Origin of the sequence: Rhodococcus sp. NPDC059968, from assembly GCF_042738615.1 — a bacterium.
GTDB lineage: Bacteria > Actinomycetota > Actinomycetes > Mycobacteriales > Mycobacteriaceae > Rhodococcus_F.
Genome location: NZ_JBHWUE010000014.1, coordinates 99,617 through 119,278, shown reverse-complemented (window position 1 = coordinate 119,278; position 19,662 = coordinate 99,617). Strand labels below are relative to the sequence as shown.

The following is a 19,662-nucleotide window of genomic DNA, read 5'->3' as shown; positions in this document are numbered from 1 at the left end:
GTCACCGCAGGTCGGGGCCGGTGGCGACCGGTCGGGCGGGATCGGACGACCACTGCGACCAGGACCCCGGGTACAGGGCGGCGTCGACACCGGCGATCGCGAGTGCCGCAACCTGGTGGGCCGCCGTCACACCCGATCCGCAGTAGACGCCGACGGGACGCCCGGGTTCTCCGCCGACCGCGGCGAACCGTTCGCGCAGCGCGTCGGCAGGCGCGAACCGTCCGTCGGGCCCGAGATTCTCGGACGTCGGGGCGCTGCGGGCACCGGGAATGTGTCCGGCGCGGGGGTCGATGGGTTCGGTCTCGCCCGAGTATCGCTCGGCGGCACGGGCATCGAGAAGGCGACCGTGGGCGGCGAATTCGGCGGCCTCGTCCGCGGTCAGCGTCGGCAAGTGGCCCGCGGTGAGCACGACGTCACCGGGTAGTGGTGGGTGCTCGTCGCCGGATCGGACGGGACGGCCCGCCGACGTCCACGCGCCGAGACCACCGTCGAGCATCGCCACGTCGGCGACTCCGGCCCAGCGCAGCAGCCACCATGCGCGAGCGGCGGCAAGGTTCCCCGTGGCGTCGTAGACCACGATAGAACTGTCGGACCGGACGCCCCACCGGCGCGCGGCGTCCTGGAGGTCCGTCACCGTCGGCAGCGGATGCCGGCCCAGTTCCGGGGAGCCCGGGGCGGCCAGTTCGGTGTCCAGGTCGACGAACACGGCACCGGGAATGTGCGAGTCGAGATAGTGCTGCCTGCCTTCGGTGTCGCCGAGCGCCCACCGCACGTCGAGAAGGACCGGCGGAGCGTCGCTGCTCAGCGATTCCGCCAACTCGTCGATCGTCACCACAGGGCTCATCGCACCACTGTGGCACAACGAAGGTTCGGTGTGCCACGCACGCGTGCCCCGGGTGCAGGCCTGGACGGCTTCTTCGGCAGTCTGCCGAAGGGGTCGCTCACCCGGTTCAACGCATTCCAGTGGCACGAAATTGAAGTGAGACTCCACGCTTCTCGTCCAGAGGGCTGCTTCGGCCCCGCAGCATGCGAGAATGGCGCGTCGGTACGATCCCAAGGCTGCCGACGCGCAGACGATTTCCTCTCCTGTGGTCATCCCTAAAGAGGCGGGGCATTGTCAAGGGTCGCGTTTACGCGGTTTCGGCTCCATGCGGACAGCGCCGGGTGAGGGCCGGGGGTCAAGACACAGCGCCCGCAGCGTGAGCGAGGACGAATGGTCTTGACGGTGGCCCGGCCCGGCGCAGACTGGAATGAGCCCGAGAACAGGTCGAGGACCAAACGACGTGATTCGGTTTCGTTATGTGGTTGTGGTGCAACGTCTCCAATGTGATGCGTGTGGGGTTGGGCAGGGCCGAGCTTCCTCGGCTGCCGGTCATCCCTTCGCCCGGGGTTGCGGGCATGGAGCGGTGCGCTGGCAATACGCGGGGTCAATCAGGTCAGCGACCACGCCGTAGGGGGGTCAGACCACATCGCGGCCGCGCGCGTGTTGCGTCCGGGGTGCTCACGCCGCCGCCCGCTGCCGAGCCAACGCACGGATATGCCCGTCACGCAGCCCGTAGTAGACGAGGGTGAGCAGTTTGCGGGCCGCGGCGACCTTGGCGATGTTCCTGCCGCGTCGGGCCTCGATGCGTTTGCGGTCGACCGAGATCTTCGTGCCGGCCGGTTGCCGCTGGATGGCCTCCACCGCCGCCCAGCGCACCAGTTTGGAGCCCTGCTTCGTGATGTGCCCGCGGCGCACGACGGTGTCGGACTCGCGGTGCTTGGGGGTCAGGCCGGCCCACGAACACAGGCGGCTGGGGTCGGTGAACCGGTGCACGTCACCGATCTCCGCGACAAACACCGCCGCCAGGGTGGGACCGACCCCGGGCAGCTCCTGAATCGCCCGATAACCAGGATGGCCACGCAACTCGGCGGCGATCCGGTCGAAGAATCGTCCCTCATGCGCGTCGAGGACGTCGATCAGCTCGAGCAGCGAAATCACCCGTTGCGCGTACGCGACACCGAGCGGCACCTGCGTCAGACGCTCACGCCCCTCGACGCCGAACAGGTCCGACACCGGGATCAACACCCCGGCCTTGGCGAGCACCGAGTGCACCTGGGCCTTCAGTCCCGACCGCAACGCGACGAGCTTGGCTCTGTAGCGCACCAGTTCCCGCAGTTCCCGCGTCGGTGGCGGGGCAATCCACGCCTCGGGCAACCGGTTCATCCGCAACAGATCCGCCAGATCCCGGGCGTCGCGTACATCGTTCTTCACCCGCCGGTACCGGAATCCCTTGACACCCAAAGGATGTGCGAGATGCACGCTCGCGCCGGCGGCCTGCAGGGCGTCGGCCGCCCAGTACCAGCCATAGGTTGCCTCGAGCACCACCTCCGGATGCTCTCCGGCCTTCTCGAGCTGCAGGGCCAGTGAGGCGGGGTCGTTGACGATCCGCGCCACCGCGAGTTGCTCACCGGAATCGGTTTGCCGGACGATCACCGACCGTTGCCGGTGCAGATCGATCCCGACGAACTGTTTTCCGTCATACTCACTCATAGGGGCCTCCTCCGACACGTGTGGATGTGACACCCCCAGCATTCGCCGGGAACCACGAGGAGCGGGAGGCCCCGCCCCTTTCATCGCATCAGATCAGCCCCGACGGAGGGGTGCCCGGCCGTACGGTTGCCGCACTGGCGCGTGGCTCGGCAGTTCGGGGATCGGCCGCGTCACCGGAAACGAGTCGAGCGTGAATGGGTTGCCGTGATGGGCGAGCTGAACCGGTTCGCCGGACAGCAGGCGGTAGGTAGCGGTCATGGCGCGAATGTCCACGTGGATCTGGCTGCCCCGCACCGTCATCCGGAACGACAGATTGACCAGCTGTGGTGGTATCCGCGGTGCGAAGGAGATGTTGCCGCCGTGATCACGCATTCCACCGAATCCCGCGACACACGCCATCCAGGTCCCGGCGAGTGAGGCGATGTGCAATCCGTTCTCCACGTTCGCGTGGAGGTCGTGAAGGTCGGTCAGAGCGGCCTCGGCGAGGTAGTCGTAGGCGAGTTGAAGTTGCCCGACCTCGGCGGCCATCACGGACTGCACGCACGCGGACAGGGACGAGTCCCGAACCGTCAGGGCCTCGTAATAGGCGAAATTGGCGATCTTCTGTTCGTCGGTGAAGGCGTCGCCGCGCAGATACATCGCCAGCACCAGGTCGGCCTGCTTCACCACTTGCTTGCGGTAGAGATCGAAGTACGGGTAATGGAGCAGTAGCGGATAGTGCTCGGGGGGTGTGCCTTCGAAGTCCCACTCGTCGTGGTGTGTGAAGGCGTCGGATTGCTGGTGTACACCGAGACCGTCATCGAACGGAATGCGCATGTGCTCGGCGGCATCTCGCCAGAGAGCTGCTTCCTCGTCGTCCACACCGAACTCGCGCGCCAGCCCCGGGCGTCTCTCGCAGGCGGCCGCCGCGTCGTGCAGATTCTTCTGCGCCATCAGATTGGTGAACACGTTGTTGTCGGCGACGGCGGTGTACTCGTCCGGCCCGGTGACACCGTCGATTCGGAACTCGCCCTGCGCATTGTGGTGGCCGAGCGACGTCCACAGCCGGGCGGTCTCCACGAGCAGTTCGACGCCGCATTCGGCTTCGAACTCCTCGTCCCCGGTCGCGGCCAGATACCGGGACGTAGCCACGGCGACATCGGCACCCACATGGAAGGCCGCGGTTCCTGCGGGCCAATAGCCGGAGCATTCTTCGCCGTTGATGGAGCGCCACGGGAACACGGCGCCTGCCTGACCCAGCTGTGCGGCGCGGTTCTTCGCCTTGTCGAGCGTGGAGTGCCGCCAGCGCAGTGCGTCGCGGGCCGAGTCCGGCACCGTGTACGTGAGGAGGGGGAGGACGAACGTCTCGGTGTCCCAGAACGCATGTCCGTCGTATCCGGGCCCGGTCAGGCCCTTTGCGGGGATCGCGCGTGACTCACCGCGAGCACCCGCCTGCAGCACGTGGAACAGCGCAAACCGCACCGCTTGCTGCAGTTCCGCGTCGCCGTCGATCTCGACATCCGCCGTCTCCCAGAACGCATCGAGGTATTCGCGCTGACGTTTCAGCAGGGTTTCCCAGCCGGTTTCGAGTGCGCCGGCGAGCGCCCCCTCCACCTGGCCGCGCAGGGCCGGAGTCGACCGCCGCGCCGACCACCCGTACGCCAGGTATTTCGTCACCTTCAGGCGTTCACCCTGCGGGATGTCGACGGCGACGGTGAGCCGGGCCAGATCCTCTTCGGTCTCGATGCCGCACCGTCCGTTGGCGGGGTAGTCGACCTCGTGGTCCATACCCGCGGCCATCCGCAGTCCCGACGCCCTCGTGTGGTGGGCGAGCACTGCCCTGAAGTCGTGGGCGGCCGCGAAATCGGAGACCAACGGAGTGTCCAGGGCAGCAGCGACTCTCGGGTCGTCCGTGCGGGCCGGGATGTGTTCGTTGGCGAGCAGATCCGACTGCAGGACGAGTTCGATGTCGCCGTCGAGCGGCTCGACCTCGTAGTGGATGGCGGCGACCGCGCGCGAGGTGAACGAGACGAGTCGTTCCGAGTGGATACGCACGCGGCGTCCGGTCGGTGACGTCCACTCGGTGGTGCGGCGCAGGGTGCCCGAGCGGAAGTCGAGGACGCGCTCGTGCGCCGGTGCGCTCCCGTACCGCATGTCCATGGGCTCGTCCTCGACGAGCAGGCGGATGATGCTGCCGTCGGTCACGTTCACGACGGTCTGCCCGTCCTCGGGGTAGCCGTAACCCGCCTCGGCGTACGGCAGGGGCCGTTGCTCGTAGAACCCGTTGAGATAGGTGCCGGGGAGACCGCGTGGTTCACCTTCCTCGAACGTGCCACGAATCCCGATGTGTCCGTTGGACAGTGCGAAGGTGGACTCGGTGGCGTGCAGTGCCTGCAGATCCAGTCCGCGCCACTTCAGCTGCCACGGTGAGATCTCGTAGCCCTTGTCGTCCATGCTCACCTTTCCAGGAGTTCAGCCAGGTCGTTCACCACCACGTCGGCGCCGTGCTCGCGTAGCGCCTCGGCCTGATCGCCCCGATTCACCCCGACGACGTAACCGAATTCGCCTGCTCGCCCCGATTCCACTCCGGACAGGGCGTCCTCGAACACGGCCGCCTGATCGGGATGCACGTTGAGGGCGCGGGCGGCGGCGAGGAACGAATCCGGCGCGGGCTTCCCCCGGAGACCCTGCTCGCTGATCACAACCCCGTCGATGCGGACGTGGACGTAGCGGCTGAGATCGGCCGCGTCGAGGACGGCCTTGCCGTTCGCGGACGACGTGACCACGGCGATCTTCAGGCCGGCGTCGTACGCAGCGCTGATGTAGCGGACCGAACCGGGGTAGGGGCTGACCCCCTCCTCGTCGATGACTTTCAACAGCAGCCGGTTCTTGCTGTTCCCGACACCGTTCACGGTCTCGGCGCCGGGCGGATCGTCCGGCGACCCCTCCGGCAACGTGATGCTGCGGGACGTGAGGAAGGTCCGGACTCCGTCGGCGCGGGGACGTCCGTCGACGTAGTCGTAGTAGTCCTGGTCGGTGAACGGCCGGAAGTTCGCGCCCTCGCGATGCTTCAGGAACTCGTCGAACGTGCGTTTCCACGCCTTCCGGTGCAGTACCGCCGTTGCCGTGAGCACACCATCGAGATCGAACAAGCAGGCCGAGATCGCATCAGGCAGTCCCATCACCTCCCCGACGGTACCGCCGTCGACGCCGGTTTCGCTGAGGCGCGCGCAAATCCTGCGCCGAACGGACCGGCATCAGGTCGTTGACTCCGGTCGACGGCGGTCGAATACTGAGTGTTCCAACCGACTGTTGCGGAGTGCACCGTGAACGTGGAGGAACCGGCCCCGTCGGAGCAAGTGAAATCTCTCGCCGTACGCGCGATTGAGATCATGGCGAACGGAAGCCGCGCCGATTTCGATTCCGTCGTCCATTCGGGCGCATTCAACCGGGAGAGCATGTCGGAACCCCCGCGGACGCGAGGTCGTGGACCCGACGCGTTCTACGCCACCGCGGTGTGGCTGCGCTCCGCCTTCACCGAGCTGCGGTTCGACGTCGAGCATGTCGTCGTCGAGGGCGACCTTGCGGTCGTCGACACGATCATGAAGGGCAGGCACGTCGGACCCTTCGTCGTCTACGACGAGCAGGGATCGATCGACCAGGTGTTCGCGCCCACGGGGCGATCGTTGGCGGTCAAGCAGTCGCACTGGTTGCGCGTCGAAGACGGCCGCGTCATCGAGCACTGGGCCACCCGGGATGACCTCGGGCAGGCGGTCCAGCTGGGCTGGGTGCCGCCGACGCCACTGTCCATGGTCCGCAATGCCTGGGCCAAGCGTGCGGCGCGCAGGAACGCGCAGAGCTGAGCCGCAGTTCGTGTCGGAAGAGTGACGATTCCTCGCAAGAACACCAAAACGTACCAAACGGACCGTATGTTTCGTTCGATCGACAGACGGCCGGCTCGACGGCCGAGACGACCACCGCCGCCGTTGACGGCCCGATAGTGCAAAGGCCATCGTTGTAGCCATGAATGTCGGCTCGCCCGCGCGTACCGGATGCCGGCGCAGACTCTGTTGTCCGCGACATCGCAGTGGATCGGCGGAGAAGTCTCCGAGACAGACGTTCTCGTCTGACACATTCTCCGCGACGATCTCGACCGGTCGCCCGACCAACCCATCAGGCCCGACCTCGAGCCCCCTGGAGGCACCCTATGGCACGCATCCTGTTCGTGACCTGGGACGGCGGCGGCAACGTGCCACCCGCTCTCGGCATCGCGACGGAGGCACGCAACCGCGGTCACCAGGTCCGATTTCTCGGACACGCCCAGCAACGCCGGCGGATCGAAGGATGCGGTTTCCGGTTCACGCCCTACACCCACGCACGACCCTGGCAGTCGACCACCAATCATCCCGGTATCACCGGCTTGTACCAATCGCTTGCTGTCTTCACCGACGCCGGGCCCGGAATCGATCTACTCGACACCGTCGCGCGCGAGCCGACAGACGTGGTCGTGGTCGATTGCCTGCTGTATGGGGCCCTGCAGGCCGCCGCCGACGCGCACCTGACGCGTGTGACACTGGTGCACACCTACTACGAGTTCATGTATCAAGGCGTGACACGTGGTGTGACGCCCGTGATGGCCCGTCTGAAAGGTCAGCGGCCACTGAGGCTGTGGACGTCATCGGACCTGGCGCTGGTGACGACCGACAAGGACCTCGATCCGGCCTCCCGCCGAAGCCTGCCGGACTCCGTCCACTACACCGGGGTGGTGCGACATCCGATGCCGTCCACGTTGACACCCGTGTCCGAACGCGACCCGCTGATCCTGGTCAGCCTCAGCAGCCTCAACTTCGACGGGCAGCAGCGGGCACTGCAGAACATCCTCGAGGCTGTCGATGGACTGCCCGCCCATGCCGTTGTCACGACCGGACCGTCCGTCGACCCAGCAACCTTCATGGCGGGCCCGAACACCGAAATACACGGCTACGTCCCACACGAACAGATCTTGCCGACCGCCACCCTCGTTATCGGGCACGGCGGCCACGACACCACTATGCGCGCCCTCGCGCACGACCTGCCCCTGGTCATTCTGCCGATCCACCCGGCGCTCGATCAGAAGATGATCGGCCGCAGTCTGGAGCAGCGCGGCGTCGCCCGTTGCCTGCGCAAGACGGCCGCGCCCGAGCGCATCCGGTCGGCGGTCGGTGAGCTGCTCGTGGCCGGACCACACAGGACGGCCGCAGCAACTCTGGGAGCCCGGATCCGGGCCCACGACGGTGCCGTTCATGCCGCGGACCTCATCGATCAACTGCCGATCCGAGAACGACGGAGGGGAGTGCGATGACCGGCGGGCGTTGAGCAAGAAAAGTATCTGGGTTTCCGCCCAGTGCGGCCCCTACTCTGAAATCCCTCGGCGTGCGGGGGATCAGTCCGAAAGGCTGCTGACGCGATCGGCGAGCAGCTCACAGTAGGTGCGATCGGTGCCCGGGGCGATGCGCACCCAGTAACTGGTGTGGTCGCCTCGGAACAGGTAACCGTTCACGTCGTCGATGGCCTCGGAGTACTGCTGCCACACTGTCCAGGGTCGCCACCAGTTCAGGATGACTGCCTGCCACCGGCGGGTGCGGAGCCGATCGAGGAGGTCCGCCGCCCACGCCCTCGGGTCGGCGAGTGAGAAGGCCGCCGACTGGTCCGCGAACGTGCGCAGCGGCGAGTTGCCCGGGCAGCAGCAGATCGCGTCCAGCGGGTCGGCGATCTGCCACACGGGCATCCCCGTGATCGGGCGTTGCCCCGCGATGCCCCAGCCCGGCAGGTCCGGCGACGCCGGTCGGAGAGGGTCGGCGATCAGACCGACCCCGCGCACGTCCAGGGTGGGGTGCTGCCCCCGTCCCACCTCGGCCGCCACGTTTCCGGCGAGCGCAGCGCCGCCCGAGTAGCCGAGCAGAACAACGGGATTCGGGCCGTCGGCGATCATCCGCAACAGGAGTGTGCGTCCCTCGGACAGGGCCTTGTCGAACGCTGATCCACCCGGATCGGGCACCGGTCCGTAACTTGCCTCCCACGGGACCTGCTTGACGACGAACCGTGCGGGATCCAGGAGTTGTGTGGTGTTGGTGAGCATGTTGACGTCGAGATCCTCGCCGATGCCGCGACAGCACAGAACCGTGATCATCCAACCTCCCAGGTGAGTGCCGATGGGTGCCCGAGCACACTTTCCCACTCACGTGCGGGGGTGTCCCCTGATCGGAGGAGTCGAGATTCATCCGATGCACGGCCTGATCGGGGGACATACGGGGGCGCCAGGGCGGGAGAGAGTTGTCTCGTACCGGGATCAGCCGTTCACGTGGACAGGAACCTTTGGCATGTCACCCATCTCCAGCATCGAGGTCGCTCGAGCCCGTCGGTCTCGCCGCGTGTTGTTCGTCGGCAACCCCACCCGCTACAACGACGTGTCGCAGTGGGCGATGGTCCGGCAATGGGTGGCGCTCCACGGGCTCGAACCGATCCGGGAACTCGACGGAGACGTGCTCTGCGTCATCGTCACCGAGGACATTCTGGACGGGCGGTGTTCGCAGAAGGAATCGGCCGCCGTTCAGCACGCCCGCGCACTCGGCGTCCCGTGCATCAGCGTCCACGACACCACCCTGATCTGGCAGGTCACCGCCCGCGTGCGGTCGCGGATCGGACGGTCGCCGGTACGTTTTACGCCCCAGCACGACGGCGCGTGAAATGGGAGAGAGTCGATGGCGGCCGCCCGAATTCTCGAGGCAGTCACCGAATTTCGGTGCTGGGCCGTGAAAAATGTCTCCCGATTCGGTGATGGGATCGAATACGTCTCGTAATCGTCAACTTCGGGTATGCAATTCGACTGTTGGCGGGACTTCGGGTGTGTGGAGACGCCCCGATGCGGACTTGACCGGGTGAAAATCCTTCCGCCTGAACACCTGTGGTCAGTTTGCCGAAAATCACTGCCCCCGAACCAATTCTAGGAGCGAATAACCGCTGCTCAGTGTGCATTTAGTGCAGACCGCACGGTCTCATGTCGCCGGTGCAGATGAGACAGGACGGAATCGCGCTGATAGCGTCCACACTCGTTGTGAATGTTCGATGTCGTCTATCTACATGGCGGTGCTCGGGGCACTTCTGGTTTTGCTCGTTGGTGACGACGGCACTGTCCGCGTCCGGAGATCCGCTGTCGTGAAACGACCGACTCGACCATCACACTCTGCCGACGGTCGGTTCGACAGTGGAGGGGATGCATGGCGACGTTCAACTCGACTGTGGAGAGATCTTCAGCTGTTCACGGTGTTGCGGCCGTTCCAGCGCAACGAGGGGTCGCGCGCCGACACTGGCTGGCCGTGTACATCAGGCGAATCCTCCTCACCGACACGCTCGTCGTGGTGGCAGCGGTGGCTCTGGCTCAATGGGTGCGCTTCGGGGGCTCCGGAACTCTCGTGGACTCGCGCACTCTGAGCAACGTGAGCTACGGTCTGATTTCTGTCGCTCTCATGACTTCGTGGCTCGGCATGCTCGCCGTCTTTCACGTGCGATCCCCCCGAGTGGTCGGGAGCGGCCCGGAGGAGTATCGACGCATCGCCACCGCGACGCTCCGACTGTTCGGGCTCATCGCGATCGCAGCGCTCCTCCTGCAGTTGGAATTGGCACGGTTGTACCTGGCGATCGCATTCCCCACAGGTCTCCTCGGTCTTCTGCTGACCCGTTGGATGTGGCGCCGGGTCCTCGCCCGCAAGCGTGCGCGCGGCCTGTGCCAGACCTCCGTGTTGGTTGTCGGAGCCGAACACTCCGTGCGCAGCCTCGCCAGGACGTTCGACCGTGGAACAGCGGACGGGTACAACGTGGTCGGGGTATGTATCCCTGCTCACAACCGGTCGTCCGGCGACACGATCACCGTGGACGGACGATCGATACCGGTCCTCGGCGACGAGCACGACGTCGTCGATGCGATCGAGCGATCCGGTGCCGACACCGTGGCGGTCACGGCGACCGAGCATCTCGGCCATCAAGGGCTTCGTGAAATGGTCTGGGACCTCGAGCAGTTGGACGTCGACATGGTGGTTGCTCCGGGGATGATGGACGTCTCCGGGCCGCGCCTCGAGATGCGGCCCGTCGCGGGACTTCCGCTGATCCACGTGGAGAAGCCGCGCTATCACGGCGCCAAGCGATTCGGGAAGACGTCGTTCGATCTGATGTTTGCGATCCTCGCGCTCATCGTCGTGAGTCCGCTGATGTTGTTCGCGGCCGCCGCCGTCAAGATGACGAGTCGAGGACCCGTGTTCTACAAGTCGGAACGAATGGGCATGGATGGCAGGCCGTTTCCGATGCTGAAATTTCGGTCGATGGTGGACGACGCCGACAAACACAGCGCGACGTTGAGCAGGCACAACGAGGGCGCTGGGGTGCTGTTCAAATTGCGAGACGATCCGCGGGTCACTCGTGTCGGCCGGGTCTTGCGCAAACTCAGCATCGACGAGTTGCCGCAGTTCATCAACGTGTTGCGCCGAGAAATGAGTGTGGTGGGACCGAGGCCTCCATTGCGCGTCGAGGTCGAGTCGTACGAGAACGACGTGCATCGCCGGCTCCTGGTGAAGCCCGGCGTCACCGGACTGTGGCAGGTGAGCGGGCGCTCGGACCTGTCGTGGGAGGACTCGGTGCGTCTCGACCTGTCCTATGTCGAGAACTGGTCGATGGTCGGCGACATGCTGATCATCGCCAAGACCCTGAAGGCCGTGGTGGCGGGTGACGGTGCGTATTGATCCACGACGACGACGTCAATGATGTGGTGCCCATCTCGAGATGTGTTTCGAGGCCGATCGACACGGGAAAACTGGTGATCTGGTAATGCGAATCCTGGTCGATGCCTATTGGTGGATCGACGGCCCGTATTCGAACCGGCTCGTGTTGCGGGAGATCGTCGGCAGATGGCGGTCGGCGTTCCCCGGCGACGAACTTGTCCTTGCGATTCCGTCCAAGTGGCGTGATTCCGATGCAGAGTTGCCTGCGGGAGTCGAGCGTATTTCGACGCGAATGAGACGGCATCCGGCAATCAACGCGATCGAGCTTCCCCTCTACCTCAAGTCAGGGCGAGATTTCGACGCTCTCTTTCTGCAGAATTTCGGTGCACCGACCTCGAGCGCAGCGGTTCTCGTTCATGACGTTCTCTTCCAGAGCAACCCTGAGTGGTTCACGAAGATCGAGCGACTTTACCTTTCGGCAATTCCGATCCTCGCGAAACGCACCGGCCTCGTCATGACCACTACGCAACACGAGGCGAAGCGCGTAGTCGCGCACAACTCCCTCTCGTCGGAAGTGGCTGTGACGGGCTTGGGGCTGTCGACGACACTTCTGACCGCTCCTGCGCGAAAGCCACGGTTCGGATTGAAGTCCCACGCGTTCCTGCTGACCGTAGGCCGACTGAATATTCGCAAGAATCTGGAGAACACCATCGCCGCCGCGATCGAATCAGGTGCAATCTCGGAGCACTTTCCCCTCGTCGTCGTCGGTCAGAGATCGGGCCGCTTCTCGGAGTCCGGTGTGGTCAGGTCGGGGGTGGCCACGGGTGCAGTCGTGTTCGTCGAGTTCGCGCCGGATGACGAGTTGCGGTGGCTCTATGAGAACTGCGCGCTCTTCTGTTTCCTGTCCCTCGGTGAGGGATACGGCCTGCCGCCGGTGGAGGCGGCGTACTTCGGCGCGCGCGTTCTCGTGAGCGACATACCGGTCTTCCGAGAGAATCTCGGCGGGGCTGCAGAGTATGTCGATCCGAACGACGTCGCGGCGATCTCGAACGCGATCACCGATTTGTTGGCCCCAGCCAGGCGTGAACGGAGATATACCACGCTGCCAGGTGCGGAATGTCGGATAACAGGGGACTGGGACTTCACCGTGGAAACCATCAGAACTGCCATCGCGGAACTAGCCGACAGCACGTAGTCCGACCGCTTGTTTGTGAACAGTGTGGTTTCGACAGGAAGAGCAGGAGTTCAATGACGTCAGTGGGCCGTTCGGTTGCAATCATCGGTACGAGGGGTTATCCGAGTTACTATGGCGGCTTCGAGACCCTGATCCGGCGTCTCGCTCCGTGCCTGGCGGAGAAGGGGTGGGATGTCACCGTCTATTCACGCCCGGGCGCAACGGTCCCTACCGACCCGGCCCGCGACCGGAGAGTCGTTGTCCGCAACACGATCGGGTTCGAATCGCGCTCTCTCAGCACGCTGTCCTACGGGCTGACGTCATGCCTGGATGCGGCGGTGAAGAAGCCCGACGTTGCCCTTGTCCTGAACGTGGCGAACGGGTTCTGGCTGCCTGCGCTGAAGTCACGTGGGATTCCCACTGTCGTCAACGTGGACGGGATCGAATGGGAGCGCGCAAAGTGGGGTAAGGGCGCCAAGAAGGTGTTTCGCACGGGTGCCTCCCTGACGGCGCGTTACGCGACGCGCTTGGTCGTCGATTCCCTGGAAATCAAGCGTCGGTGGGAAAACGACTTCCATCGTGAGGGCGATTTCATACCGTACGGAGGCGACTTCGTCGCTCCGCTTCCCCCCGTCGACGGACTCACTCCGAAGAAGTACGTACTGATGGTGGCACGGTTCGTGCCGGAAAACACCGTGGTCGAGTTCTTCGAAGCCGCAGAAGTCCTGAGTCGCGATCGCGACGTCGTCATCGTCGGATCATCGGGGTACGGAGGCGAGTTGGATGAGCAGGTGCGCGTCCTGGCTCAGCGAAATGAACGAATCACGTGGATGGGCCACGTCAGCGACGACCGAAAACTGTTCTCACTATGGCAGAACGCCGGAGCCTACTTTCACGGTCACAGTGTGGGTGGAACAAATCCGGCGTTGGTTCAGGCTATGGCGTGTCAAGCACCCATTGTCGCCCGCGACACCGTGTACAACCGCGAGGTACTCGGTGACGCAGGAAGATTTGTCGCGGCCGAATCCTCGGCGATCGTCACCACGGTCAAGGACGTTATCGCCGATTCGGCGGGCCAGCAGGTAATGCGAGATCGGGCACTCCAACGGGCGTACGACTACTACACCTGGGAAGATGTCTGCCAACGTTACGAAGAGTCTCTCCTCGCGGCGATCGGCTGATCCTCTTAGAGTTGTTCGACAAATCTCCAAGGACCTTGATTGATGATTGCGCAGTCCACTGAACCTCGACGTGTCGCCGGTTGGCGCACTCTCGTCCACGAGCGCGACAGGCATGAGTTGGTGACCCTCGCGCTGGTGGTCGCTGTTGTCGTCTCCTCCTTCCTCGGCCATTACAGTGTGGCGATAGCCGGTTACAACGTCCGTGTCGAGCAGGTGGTCCCGCTACTCCTCGTAGGGTGGCTGACTGCGCGGGCGCGGACCAGGGTCGACTTCTTCCGCGCCCTGACACATCCGGTGGTGCTCGTCTTCGGTGCGTTCATCGCGTGGAATTTCTTCGCCACGCTGATGTTCTCTCCGAGCCTCGGAAAGAGTGCGTCGATTCTTGTTTGGTTGGTCATCGATCTACTGCTGCTCGCGGGAATCATCTCGCTCGGCACGCGTGCGAAATGGGCCGAGAACACAGGTATACGTTGCGTCGTTCCATGGGGACTGGCAGGATTCGCCGCGTTCATCGTCGCCAACGTTTCGCATGGCGGCTTCACACCCGGTACGGATTTCGACGGGATGTACCAGGTCTACGTCGCGCGCATGACGTCGCAGGAAGCCAACATCTATGCGTCGATCCTGGTGTTGTGGACTCTTCTCCTGGTGGGGCGAAAGGGACGCAACCGAATCTGGATGATCGCCGCTGCCGTCGCTGTGCCCCTGGGAGTTATCGGTTCACAAACGCGCACGGCCGTCTTCTGCCTGGTCGTAGGTCTGATCGTCTATCTCGCGTACGAAGTGGTGCGTTCGTATCAGAGCGGTCGGCAACGCACAGGGCTTTGGTTCGGCCCGGTGCTCGTGATCGTGGGGATTGTTGTCGGCTACGGCGCTGCAACCTTCCTTCCCGCCTTCGGTGAGGATGTCGGGCGGGCAGAACCGGCAGCGACGGCGTCGTCCTCCACTGCGGAGGCACTCGAGCCGTCGGGGAAGTTGGGTGACATCGACTTTCAGGGCGGAAACATAGGTTTCCGGATCGAGGTAGCGAAGGCTGCCGCCGAAGACATGCACGGAGCACACCTTTGGCTCGGCAACGGCACCAACACATTCAGTCTGCGTCACGACCAGCCAGGCTCGCCCGGAGTTCCCGGCCACATCATCATGCTTCCGGTGCAGATCCTCTACGACGTGGGCATCGTTGGTTTGTTGTTGTTGGTGGGGCTCGTCGTCACGGTGTTGCGTCACGTGCCGTGGCAGAGAAGACCGATTGCCTACGCGGTCGTGGTGACGTTTGCCGCGGCAGCAACGATGACCAGCATGTTCTGGTTCGGCGTTACCTGGATCATCATGGCGTCGCTGATCCGTCCGATGACAGACGAGGACGAGGGGACGAATGTCGACAGGGATTCCGCGGCGCGCGGGCACGGCGACAGCTCTGCGACGGCCTCCCCTGCGATGAACGGACTCTGACTCATGCACCGGAACCTCCTGCACGCCGAGATTGCGGAGGTCGTGCGGCGCGGAAACTGTTCGGGTTGTGGGGCATGTGCGCTACTCGACAAGGGCGTTGCCCTGGCACTCGCGGACAACGGGTTCGTTCGTCCCCGTATGAGCTCGTCCGATTCGTCGGAAACCGACCCGACAGCCTTGGCGGAGTTCCGCCAGTCGTGTCCCGGTATTTCCGTGCAGGCACAGCGTCCAGCCGATGCCACACGTCACGATTTCCTGGGCCCGATAGTGTCGATCTGGGAGGCTTACGCACTCGACGAGGACATCCGATTCAAGGGAAGCAGTGGTGGCACCCTCACGGCCCTGAACGGATGGTTGCTCGCCACTGGGCAGATCGACAGTGTCGTTGTCGCTGCCGCCGCGGAGTCGGGTCCTGAGAGGACCGAATCGAGTGCAGTCCGGACGAGATCGGATGTCGTCAGGGCCGCGGGGTCACGGTATGCACCCACTGCGAATGCGGCGGTGGCCGACATCGACAATCCAGGGTCAGCCGTCGTCGGGAAGCCCTGCGAGATAGCCGCGCTGAGAGCGCTGGCGAAGTCCCGCGATCAACAGCCTCCGCTGCTGCTTTCATTCTTCTGCGCGGGTGTGCCCAGTCAGCACGCGACCGACTCCCTGATCCGCGAGCTCGGCGTGGAAGAGGGCGCCGAGTTGGCAGCAGTGCGATACCGGGGGCATGGCTGGCCAGGTGACTTCTACGCGGAGGATGTGCGGGGCAACTCGGTTCGGACGTCTTATGACGACTCGTGGGGGAAGCATCTCGGGCCGGCGGTCCAGCAGCGTTGCAAGCTGTGTCCGGACGGCGTCGGCGAAAGCGCGGATATCTCTGCCGGTGACTTCTGGCGCGCGGACGCCAAGGGCTATCCCGACTTCACCGATCAGGATGGGCTCAGCGTTTTGATCGCGAGGACAAGGCGAGGCGAGGAGGTCATCCGGCGTGCCGCTCAGGAAGGCGTGATCTCGGTCCGCGCCGTCGACCCGGACGATGTTGCGGCTGTGCAACCGTTCCAGGTGGTTCGGCGCGCCACCCTGCTGGGACGTCTGGCGGGAAGCAGGCTTGCGGGACACCCGACGCCCTCGTATCGCGGCTTCCACCTGTGGTGGTTGGCGTTGCGGTCACCGGTCAGAACCCTGCGTGCCGCGGCCGGAACGTTTCGACGGGCCCGGCGATGGTAGCTGGTAGCGATGCGCGGATGAAGATCTCGGCGGCCGTCCAGTCGCCGAGCATCATTGCGGTGACACGACTGATCGTCCAGCTTTCCCCCCTGCTCACTGCGCCGGTGATCGCGCGAGAGTTGGGACCCGCGGGGCGGGGACTCTATTCGGCCTGCTTCGCCGCCATGGTTCTCGCGCCGGTAGTTCTGGGGATGGGGCTACCGCTTGCCGTGCGCCGGCGTGCGTCGACAGGTGCTCCTGACGCGACGCTACGTGCCGTATACGTTGTTCTGCCGTTTTTGGTTCCCGTGGCAGTTGCGGTTGGCTTCCTGATCGAGCGGTATGTCGTCACTGAACTCGATCCCGACAGTGCCAGGGCGTTCATTCTCGGGATGGGTTGTTCCGTTGGATTCATCGCAACACTCTGCTTTCAGAGTGTGTTGATCGGAGGCCGGCGATACGGCGCTATCGCGCTCCTGCAATCGACGCAACCAGTTGTGCTCACATCCGGAGTCGCCCTCGGATGGATTCTCGGAAGCCTGACCCTGCCGTGGGTACTTGTCTGTGCGGCTGTGAGCACACTTCTGTCCACCCTCATGGGGGTGTATCTCACGCGTATATCGCCGCGTGGACCGAGATCCCGCCTTCGTCCACTGGCGCGGGAAAGCATTGCCTTTTCCGGGAGTCAAGCGGCAGAGACCGCGTCGAATACGCTTCCTCAGATCATCGCAGTGGTCGCGATCGGGGCTCACGATGCGGGATTGTTTGCTATCGCGATAACGGTTGCGAGTTTGCCGATGACCCTGGGGCACACGATTGCGTCCGTAATGTTCCGGGATGCCGCTGCCTCGGCGGGGGAGGCGAATATGCGTTTGTCGGCGTTGTCGATTCGTATCACCGCCCTGACCGCTATCGTGCCTGTCGCGGTGTTGGCATGTATGACGCCCCTGCTCATTCCGCTCATCTTCGGTGAGGGCTTCCGGGGTTCGGTATCGATCACTCTGATCTGTCTGTGCGGATCAGTCCTTCTCACCGTGAACTACGTTGCGTCACAGATGCTTGTGGCGCAAGACAAAGGTGTCCTCATGACCGCCGCGCAGCTTGTCGGACTGGGCATGAGCGTCGCATTGATGTTCGTTCTGGGGCCTGCTCTGGGCGGGGCAGGGGCGGCGCTGGCGTCTGTTGCGGGCTGGCTGTTGACAACCCTCGCGAGCGTGCGTGCCCTCCGACTGAGTGCCACGTCGTTGCTGTTTCACGCCGGTGACCTCCGTCAAGCCTTCACTGTCGTGACCAAGGGCCACATCGATCATGTCTGACGGACGACTGTGTCGCCGAGGGTGGCGCCGAGTTCGTCCATCCTCGAATCGGTCCCGACTAGGAGTTGCAGCACCCGGTTGCGTGCCACGGTGAAGTCCGTCGAGTCGATGAGCGTGAGGGTCTCGCGAGCTGGATCCGTCGTCGTTCTCAGATCGACGTGCAGGTTCCACCCCAGCGCATCCATCAGCGGTGCGAACTTGCGCGAGTACGCCCAGGCAATCGCCGGCGTACCCACGGACAGTGAGTTGAGGCAAGCGTGCATGCGCGCACCGACGACCACGTCGGCCGTGGCGAGAATGCCGCGAACCGAGGTGAGGGAGTCCGGAACGAGGACCTCGACGGAGTCTCCGAAATGCCTCCCGAGTTCTCGGACCGCCGGTACATCGTTATCTGTCACAGTCGAATCGAGGACGTGTGCAAGGAGGGAGACCCTGCGACCGCGTCGCAGCAGCCCCTCGATCAGGGCTGTGACGGATCGACGATAGCTCTCGTAGTCGACGTGCGGATTTTCGTGCCAGAGAAGCCCGGAGACGTTGATCACCACGTCCCGCTCGATACCGTCGGTGTGTTCCATACGCGGCAGCGCGAACACCAGGTCGGTCGACTCGGACGTCGACTGCCTTCCCAGCTGTTTCGCATACTCGAGACTGACTGGATCGCGGGCGAACACGCTGGTGGCCCGTTGGAGGGATCTTGTCGCGATGATCCGCCCGAGCGTGCTGTCGAAAGGGCCGATCGTCTGGGGCATGAGAATGGTCGGCACTCGCAACTGTGCGGCGACGCGCTGTACATAGGCCATCAAGATGAGGCGTCGAAGCCCGTAGATGTCCGTGAAGCTGTCGCCGGCGCCGGTGTCCAGAATCGCGTCGTATCGGGAGAGTTCCCGCTTGATCGGTCCGCGTGAGCGGAAGATGTCCCGGAGCACGCTTCGCTTGCTGAGTGGGGTGTCGTCACTGTCCTGGGTGTGGAAGGTCAGTTCGGCGTTCGGCCATCTCCGTTCGACTATCGACTCTGTTCCCTCCGCCAGAGCGCGAAGGCCGAGATTCGTCGACTCCCGATCGGCCCAGAGCACGAGGATTCGCGGATTCGGACCGGTCATGTCGTGACCTCATCGATTCTGCTGGATTGCGCGAGAAGTGAGCGGGTGTACCAGAGGAACTTGTGCGACTCGGACCGCCACAGCACCGACCGTTCCGGTGCGCCGAGCGATTTCACGTAGAACGCCACAGATCTCGACAGTAGGCCCGCGGCGACGGAGGCCTTCCACACCACACTCTGCACACGATTCTGGGCCATCTTCCACTTGTACAAATCGTAGAGATTGATCACCCATGCAGGATTCGGCCTTTTCGATGCGTTGGGGCCTGTACTGCCTCCGACAACGTGGGTTCCTGATTGTTCGGCACTCATGATGATCCGCATGCCGTGTTGCCGTGTGCGAAGACAGAACTCCAGGTCCTCGGCATACATGAACCATCTTTCGGTGAGTCCGCCCAATTCGTCCCATGTGTGCTTGCGGATCATCATGCATGCTCCGGATACCCAATCCAGCTCTCGGGTTGCGAAATCGTGGGTATGGAGGAGATATAGACCCTCGAAGCGCGGATGTCTGTGCGACAGTCGCGACAGACCCGAGAAGTGGTTGAACACGCTGACGACGTTGGGTCTCCTTCCGCCTTCGCGGATCTGGAGGCGTCCGGCTGGTTGACTGAGGGTGGGTGCGACGATCCCGGCCTCCGGCGACTCGTCGAAGATGGTCGCCAGCGCGAGTACGTCTCGAGGGGAGATGCGTGCATCGGGATTGAGCAGCAGTATCGCTCGCCCCTGTGCATGGCGTGCCGCACGGTTGACACCTCGGGCGAAACCCACGTTCTCCTCGTTCCGAACTACGACGGCGTCCGGCGCTTCCTCAGCGAGAACCGCCAGTGTGCGATCCGCGGATGCGTTGTCCAGCACGATGAGTTCGATTCCGTCCTGTCTGGACAGTGGGCGAACGCAATCGCCGATGACGGCCTCGCTGTTGTAGGTCACTATGATCACGGAAACTTGCGGCTCGCTCATCACGTTCCTTCGATTCGTGCG

The 19,662-nt window shown here is 64.2% G+C and carries 16 protein-coding genes; 9 read left to right on the top strand and 7 right to left on the bottom strand.

What is annotated here, in order from left to right; all coding sequences use genetic code 11:
• Window position 1: 1 nt before the first annotated feature.
• From ACFWAY_RS15000 to ACFWAY_RS14985, 4 genes are all read right to left on the bottom strand, one after another.
• Window positions 2-835 carry a sulfurtransferase gene (locus tag ACFWAY_RS15000; RefSeq protein ID WP_378511113.1) on the bottom strand — a complete coding sequence of 278 codons (834 nt, stop codon included), beginning with the start codon at window positions 833-835 and terminating at the stop codon, window positions 2-4.
• A gap of 666 nt (window positions 836-1,501) precedes the next feature.
• Window positions 1,502-2,533 (bottom strand): IS110 family transposase, encoded by a 1,032-nt coding sequence (locus tag ACFWAY_RS14995; RefSeq protein WP_378511089.1) that lies wholly within the window; start codon window positions 2,531-2,533, stop codon window positions 1,502-1,504.
• A gap of 93 nt (window positions 2,534-2,626) precedes the next feature.
• On the bottom strand, window positions 2,627-4,966 hold the full coding sequence (locus ACFWAY_RS14990) for a glycoside hydrolase family 65 protein (protein ID WP_378511088.1): 2,340 nt from the start codon (window positions 4,964-4,966) through the stop codon (window positions 2,627-2,629).
• A 2-nt stretch (window positions 4,967-4,968) separates the two neighbouring features.
• Entirely contained in the window at window positions 4,969-5,694 is a 726-nt protein-coding gene (locus ACFWAY_RS14985) for an HAD family hydrolase (RefSeq protein WP_378456302.1), read from the bottom strand.
• A 144-nt stretch (window positions 5,695-5,838) separates the two neighbouring features.
• Here ACFWAY_RS14985 and ACFWAY_RS14980 point away from each other — a divergent pair, with 144 nt between their 5' ends.
• On the top strand, window positions 5,839-6,375 hold the full coding sequence (locus ACFWAY_RS14980; RefSeq protein WP_378511087.1) for an ester cyclase: 537 nt from the start codon (window positions 5,839-5,841) through the stop codon (window positions 6,373-6,375).
• A 344-nt stretch (window positions 6,376-6,719) separates the two neighbouring features.
• Complete coding sequence (locus tag ACFWAY_RS14975) at window positions 6,720-7,853, top strand: glycosyltransferase (RefSeq protein WP_378511086.1); 1,134 nt, start codon at window positions 6,720-6,722, stop codon at window positions 7,851-7,853.
• An 81-nt stretch (window positions 7,854-7,934) separates the two neighbouring features.
• On the opposite strand, the gene ACFWAY_RS14970 is transcribed toward ACFWAY_RS14975, so the two are convergent.
• A complete protein-coding gene (locus ACFWAY_RS14970; protein ID WP_378511085.1) occupies window positions 7,935-8,681 on the bottom strand; it encodes a hypothetical protein in 747 nt (248 codons plus the stop codon).
• A 190-nt stretch (window positions 8,682-8,871) separates the two neighbouring features.
• Between ACFWAY_RS14970 and ACFWAY_RS14965 the strand changes: the two genes are divergently transcribed.
• The 7 genes from ACFWAY_RS14965 to ACFWAY_RS14935 all read left to right on the top strand — a co-directional run bounded on the left by ACFWAY_RS14965 (window position 8,872) and on the right by ACFWAY_RS14935 (window position 17,579).
• The gene (locus tag ACFWAY_RS14965; RefSeq protein ID WP_378511084.1) at window positions 8,872-9,237 is read left to right on the top strand and encodes a hypothetical protein; all 366 of its coding nucleotides are present in this window, start codon (window positions 8,872-8,874) and stop codon (window positions 9,235-9,237) included.
• A 531-nt stretch (window positions 9,238-9,768) separates the two neighbouring features.
• Window positions 9,769-11,283, top strand: a complete 1,515-nt coding sequence (locus tag ACFWAY_RS14960; protein ID WP_378511083.1) for a sugar transferase — start codon at window positions 9,769-9,771, stop codon at window positions 11,281-11,283.
• An 85-nt stretch (window positions 11,284-11,368) separates the two neighbouring features.
• Window positions 11,369-12,457 carry a glycosyltransferase family 4 protein gene (locus ACFWAY_RS14955; RefSeq protein ID WP_378511082.1) on the top strand — a complete coding sequence of 363 codons (1,089 nt, stop codon included), beginning with the start codon at window positions 11,369-11,371 and terminating at the stop codon, window positions 12,455-12,457.
• 53 nt (window positions 12,458-12,510) lie between these two features.
• Window positions 12,511-13,617, top strand: coding sequence for a DUF1972 domain-containing protein (locus ACFWAY_RS14950; protein WP_378511081.1), 1,107 nt, complete (start codon window positions 12,511-12,513; stop codon window positions 13,615-13,617).
• 42 nt (window positions 13,618-13,659) lie between these two features.
• Window positions 13,660-15,069: an O-antigen ligase family protein gene (locus ACFWAY_RS14945; RefSeq protein ID WP_378511080.1), complete on the top strand. Its 1,410-nt coding sequence runs from the start codon at window positions 13,660-13,662 to the stop codon at window positions 15,067-15,069.
• A 3-nt stretch (window positions 15,070-15,072) separates the two neighbouring features.
• Complete coding sequence (locus tag ACFWAY_RS14940; protein ID WP_378511079.1) at window positions 15,073-16,284, top strand: Coenzyme F420 hydrogenase/dehydrogenase, beta subunit C-terminal domain; 1,212 nt, start codon at window positions 15,073-15,075, stop codon at window positions 16,282-16,284.
• A gap of 17 nt (window positions 16,285-16,301) precedes the next feature.
• Entirely contained in the window at window positions 16,302-17,579 is a 1,278-nt protein-coding gene (locus ACFWAY_RS14935; RefSeq protein ID WP_378511078.1) for a lipopolysaccharide biosynthesis protein, read from the top strand.
• Here ACFWAY_RS14935 and ACFWAY_RS14930 read toward each other — a convergent pair.
• Window positions 17,570-18,679, bottom strand: a complete 1,110-nt coding sequence (locus tag ACFWAY_RS14930) for a polysaccharide pyruvyl transferase family protein (RefSeq protein WP_378511077.1) — start codon at window positions 18,677-18,679, stop codon at window positions 17,570-17,572. The genes ACFWAY_RS14935 and ACFWAY_RS14930 overlap by 10 nt on opposite strands.
• Complete coding sequence (locus ACFWAY_RS14925) at window positions 18,676-19,641, bottom strand: glycosyltransferase family 2 protein (protein ID WP_378511076.1); 966 nt, start codon at window positions 19,639-19,641, stop codon at window positions 18,676-18,678. Before ACFWAY_RS14925 ends, ACFWAY_RS14930 begins: the two co-directional genes overlap by 4 nt.
• Between the last annotated feature and the right edge of the window lie 21 nt (window positions 19,642-19,662).

Bases quoted from the DNA above. Each gene is read 5' to 3' on its own strand.
- ACFWAY_RS14975 (WP_378511086.1), top strand. From the start codon at position 6,720: ATGGCACGCATCCTGTTCGTGACCTGGGACGGCGGCGGCAACGTGCCA.
- ACFWAY_RS14985 (WP_378456302.1), bottom strand. From the start codon at position 5,694: ATGGGACTGCCTGATGCGATCTCGGCCTGCTTGTTCGATCTCGATGGT.
- ACFWAY_RS14940 (WP_378511079.1), top strand. From the start codon at position 15,073: ATGCACCGGAACCTCCTGCACGCCGAGATTGCGGAGGTCGTGCGGCGC.
- ACFWAY_RS14925 (WP_378511076.1), bottom strand. From the start codon at position 19,641: ATGAGCGAGCCGCAAGTTTCCGTGATCATAGTGACCTACAACAGCGAG.
- ACFWAY_RS14950 (WP_378511081.1), top strand. From the start codon at position 12,511: ATGACGTCAGTGGGCCGTTCGGTTGCAATCATCGGTACGAGGGGTTAT.
- ACFWAY_RS14965 (WP_378511084.1), top strand. From the start codon at position 8,872: ATGTCACCCATCTCCAGCATCGAGGTCGCTCGAGCCCGTCGGTCTCGC.
- ACFWAY_RS14995 (WP_378511089.1), bottom strand. From the start codon at position 2,533: ATGAGTGAGTATGACGGAAAACAGTTCGTCGGGATCGATCTGCACCGG.
- ACFWAY_RS14955 (WP_378511082.1), top strand. From the start codon at position 11,369: ATGCGAATCCTGGTCGATGCCTATTGGTGGATCGACGGCCCGTATTCG.
- ACFWAY_RS14945 (WP_378511080.1), top strand. From the start codon at position 13,660: ATGATTGCGCAGTCCACTGAACCTCGACGTGTCGCCGGTTGGCGCACT.
- ACFWAY_RS14970 (WP_378511085.1), bottom strand. From the start codon at position 8,681: ATGATCACGGTTCTGTGCTGTCGCGGCATCGGCGAGGATCTCGACGTC.
- ACFWAY_RS14935 (WP_378511078.1), top strand. From the start codon at position 16,302: ATGAAGATCTCGGCGGCCGTCCAGTCGCCGAGCATCATTGCGGTGACA.
- ACFWAY_RS14960 (WP_378511083.1), top strand. From the start codon at position 9,769: ATGGCGACGTTCAACTCGACTGTGGAGAGATCTTCAGCTGTTCACGGT.
- ACFWAY_RS14930 (WP_378511077.1), bottom strand. From the start codon at position 18,679: ATGACCGGTCCGAATCCGCGAATCCTCGTGCTCTGGGCCGATCGGGAG.
- ACFWAY_RS14990 (WP_378511088.1), bottom strand. From the start codon at position 4,966: ATGGACGACAAGGGCTACGAGATCTCACCGTGGCAGCTGAAGTGGCGC.